The 2927-nt window shown below is 32.4% G+C and carries 4 protein-coding genes; all 4 read left to right on the forward strand.

All coding sequences use genetic code 11. The features are described from left to right. Nucleotides 1–273: 273 nt before the first annotated feature. The 4 genes from QZU81_RS10720 (at nt 274) to QZU81_RS10735 (ending at nt 2652) form a co-directional block, all read left to right on the forward strand. Nucleotides 274–1011 (forward strand): transposase, encoded by a 738-nt coding sequence (locus QZU81_RS10720; RefSeq protein WP_295591758.1) that lies wholly within the window; start codon nt 274–276, stop codon nt 1009–1011. Between the two features lie 102 nt (nt 1012–1113). Further along, nucleotides 1114–1752: a hypothetical protein gene (locus QZU81_RS10725; protein ID WP_295591760.1), complete on the forward strand. Its 639-nt coding sequence runs from the start codon at nt 1114–1116 to the stop codon at nt 1750–1752. Between the two features lie 10 nt (nt 1753–1762). Beyond that, on the forward strand, nt 1763–2326 hold the full coding sequence (yjgA, locus tag QZU81_RS10730) for a ribosome biogenesis factor YjgA (protein ID WP_295591761.1): 564 nt from the start codon (nt 1763–1765) through the stop codon (nt 2324–2326). Next, the gene (locus QZU81_RS10735) at nt 2323–2652 is read left to right on the forward strand and encodes a rhodanese-like domain-containing protein (RefSeq protein WP_295591763.1); all 330 of its coding nucleotides are present in this window, start codon (nt 2323–2325) and stop codon (nt 2650–2652) included. The genes yjgA and QZU81_RS10735 overlap by 4 nt, the downstream gene beginning before the upstream one ends. Nucleotides 2653–2927 lie beyond the last annotated feature (275 nt).

The raw sequence follows: 2927 nt of genomic DNA on the forward strand, positions 1-2927 counted from the left end.
TCGCTGACCGATAGAACGGTCCGTCAGGTAATTGAAAATACCAAAGAGGAGATTGAACGCGGTGCTGATGTATATTCTTTCCATGAGTTGACTCCGTTCATCCCTAAATCAAATGTAAGATTTAAAGATATTGCCGGCTCTGTTCTGACAAAGATGAACTGACTCTGCAAACAGCCTGTTTTACGCGGAGGAATTTTTATTGCTTTCAGTAAAAGACAGTTTGAAGTAAAAAAATCCCCAGAAATACAGCTATATCAATATGTTAGTGGATGGTTGGATACGGGTAAAAAATTTTCGGATTTAATCAAAAAAAGTGCTTGCCTTTTCCTCCCTCTCAATATAGATAAAGGAAACTTCACCGCTGTTCTGGTTGGCTGTATGGTCCATCTTCGCAGATATTTCTGGGATGTTTATGACGTGCATAAGAACCACAAGAATGAGAACAGCGAGGATTACATAATTTCGGAGCAGATAATAAATCTTCTGAAATTCATCTTTCACAGGGACAAGGAATGCAAAACCGCTGAAGAACGGACCAAAATAAGGAAAGAGGGAGAGGTAAGAGAAAAATTCAACGAAATTAAGAAACTGGTTGATGAATGCTACAGGAAAATGCAGGCATGTAAAAACCCCTCGGAGGTATATACAGCCAAGTTTATAAAAGCGGTCAAGTACGCATACAACCAGTGGGAAAAATTCACCAGACTCATGGAGGATGGAAATGCTCCTTTGGATAACTCTGATGCAGAGCGGGCTATACGTGACTTCGCAGTGTTAAGGCATTCAACTGCCAGTGGATTTGCTTCAGTTGAAGGAGCAAAGTCTTTAGCCGTATTTTCATCATTTCATGAAACCTGTAAAAAACACGGGGTGCATCTGGGAGAATACCTTGCATACTTGTTCCGATATATAGGATTACACCAAAAAGAATTGAACGCTCCAGGTATTCAACCTGAAGAGAGAAATGCAATTCTTGAAAAGGCTATGCCTTGGAATTTTAAAAAGGTCTAAGCTAGAGATTTTAGACCTAATACTTTACATGTTAGCATTTTTTTTATTGAGTTATTTTATATGCTATAATTCTAAATAATTTATATGTTTTGTGAGATAACTATGCTGTCAGATATAAAAAAATATTTTCTTAGATTTTTAGCTTGTTCTATGTTCATCACACTGATTAGTTCTATCGCATATGGATTACGAACTGCTATTTTAGAACATGATCCTATAACAATATCAATGAAGACAAAATTTGATCAAGAACAGAACATAAAAGTTTATTACACTAACAAACAGAAGGAAATATACTCTGATAATGAGATGCAGAGTTTCCATGTAAATGCAGGAGAGTTTGATTCAAAATTTGAATTAAAGAACTTGAATAATATTAGCTATTTTAAATTTTTATTTGATAGGAACGTTGGTACTGTTGAAATTTCTGATATCAAAATAAGTGGAGAGACAGACTATCAATTATCAGATCTTAACAAAATTATACATGAAAATACTGAACATTTTGAAATAAAGGGTAATACCTTGATTTTTGGAACAAACAGTATGAATACTAGTATCAGATATAGTGAACCTATCAATGTATATTCGAAATCATATGTATGGGGTATTCCAATTAATGTATACACACTCAGCGCAATGCTTATAGCAATATTTTTAGGATTTTGGTGGTTGCTTTCCGTGATATCTTTAATTAATAAAGATATTGCAGATAGTTTCAAAAAAGAAACCCAGTTTTAAAGAGGAATTCATGTATTATACTGATAAGATTAACGAATATGATGATTGGATAAGTAAGAGTCAAAAAAAAAGAGATTCTAAAAAACTGAATGTATTTGCTGAGCAGATTGTTGATTTGAGGGATAATGAATTTGAGAGAATAGATTTCGGTGAGGCTGATTTTTTAAAGGATGAACTAATCTGCGCAAAAAAATTTAAAAAAAATAGTCAGTTTGAACCTTTTAGACGTCAAATGCTTCATATTGAAAGATTATTGAGAAGTTGTGATGAAACTTTAGTTAGTCACTTGGAAGAACAAGTTAATTTTACTATAAGCAAAAAATTAGCCAATAATACAAAGTTTCATCGATTAGAGCAATTGAGAAATAGTCTATTGACGAGTGATGATTATATGCAAATTGTTAATAAACTTTCATATAGTAATGAGAGCGTAGATAAAAATAAATTAAGGCAACTTATTGTAAAGGCTAGGGATAATAAAAAAACTGGAAATGTAAATTATTCAACAGAGTTGTTTAGATATCTTAGAGATAATATTTTAAATGATGAAGCAGTTAAGGAATTATTGAAATGAGAGATCTTGTAAAAAAAATATTTTGTTCAACATTATTCACACTTGTTTCAGCAAATTTGTATGCTGAAACTTATTATATAGATGTGAGAACAGCTGAAGAATATGCCGGTGATCATATTGATAATGCCATTAATATTGAACATTCCAAAATCATTGAGGGAATAAATGAAAATAACATAAATAAGGACGATACTATTTATGTTTATTGTAGATCTGGGAAAAGAGCCGAATTTGCAAAACAGATGCTAGAAAAAGCAGGTTTTACAAAAGTAACTAATCTTGGTGGTATAGAGCAGGCTAAAACTTTTATAGAAAAAAATAAGTAAATTGGTTTACAGAATTGAGATCTAAACAGAATACAGTAAACGCATCTATAATGACCTCTTGAACTGGAAATTATATTTATTAAAATTTTTGCTCCACGGCATGAGTTAATCTAAAACCTCATTAGAAATTATATGGGACTTAAACTTGGTAAACGCTCCATAATGACCTCATGATCGAAAAATTTGTAAATGGTCGGAAATGATTTCCGATCATTTCTTTTCAGAGTCAAATTTCTTGGCTAAATTCCACGGAGCTATAGATTCAAGAACTTCGT

Source organism: uncultured Methanobrevibacter sp. (genome assembly GCF_902770715.1).
Taxonomy (GTDB): Archaea; Methanobacteriota; Methanobacteria; order Methanobacteriales; family Methanobacteriaceae; genus Methanocatella.

Excerpts from the sequence above, each read along its gene's own strand:
- QZU81_RS10725 (WP_295591760.1), top strand. The coding sequence starts at position 1,114 with ATGCTGTCAGATATAAAAAAATATTTTCTTAGATTTTTAGCTTGTTCT.
- yjgA (WP_295591761.1), top strand. The coding sequence starts at position 1,763 with ATGTATTATACTGATAAGATTAACGAATATGATGATTGGATAAGTAAG.
- QZU81_RS10735 (WP_295591763.1), top strand. The coding sequence starts at position 2,323 with ATGAGAGATCTTGTAAAAAAAATATTTTGTTCAACATTATTCACACTT.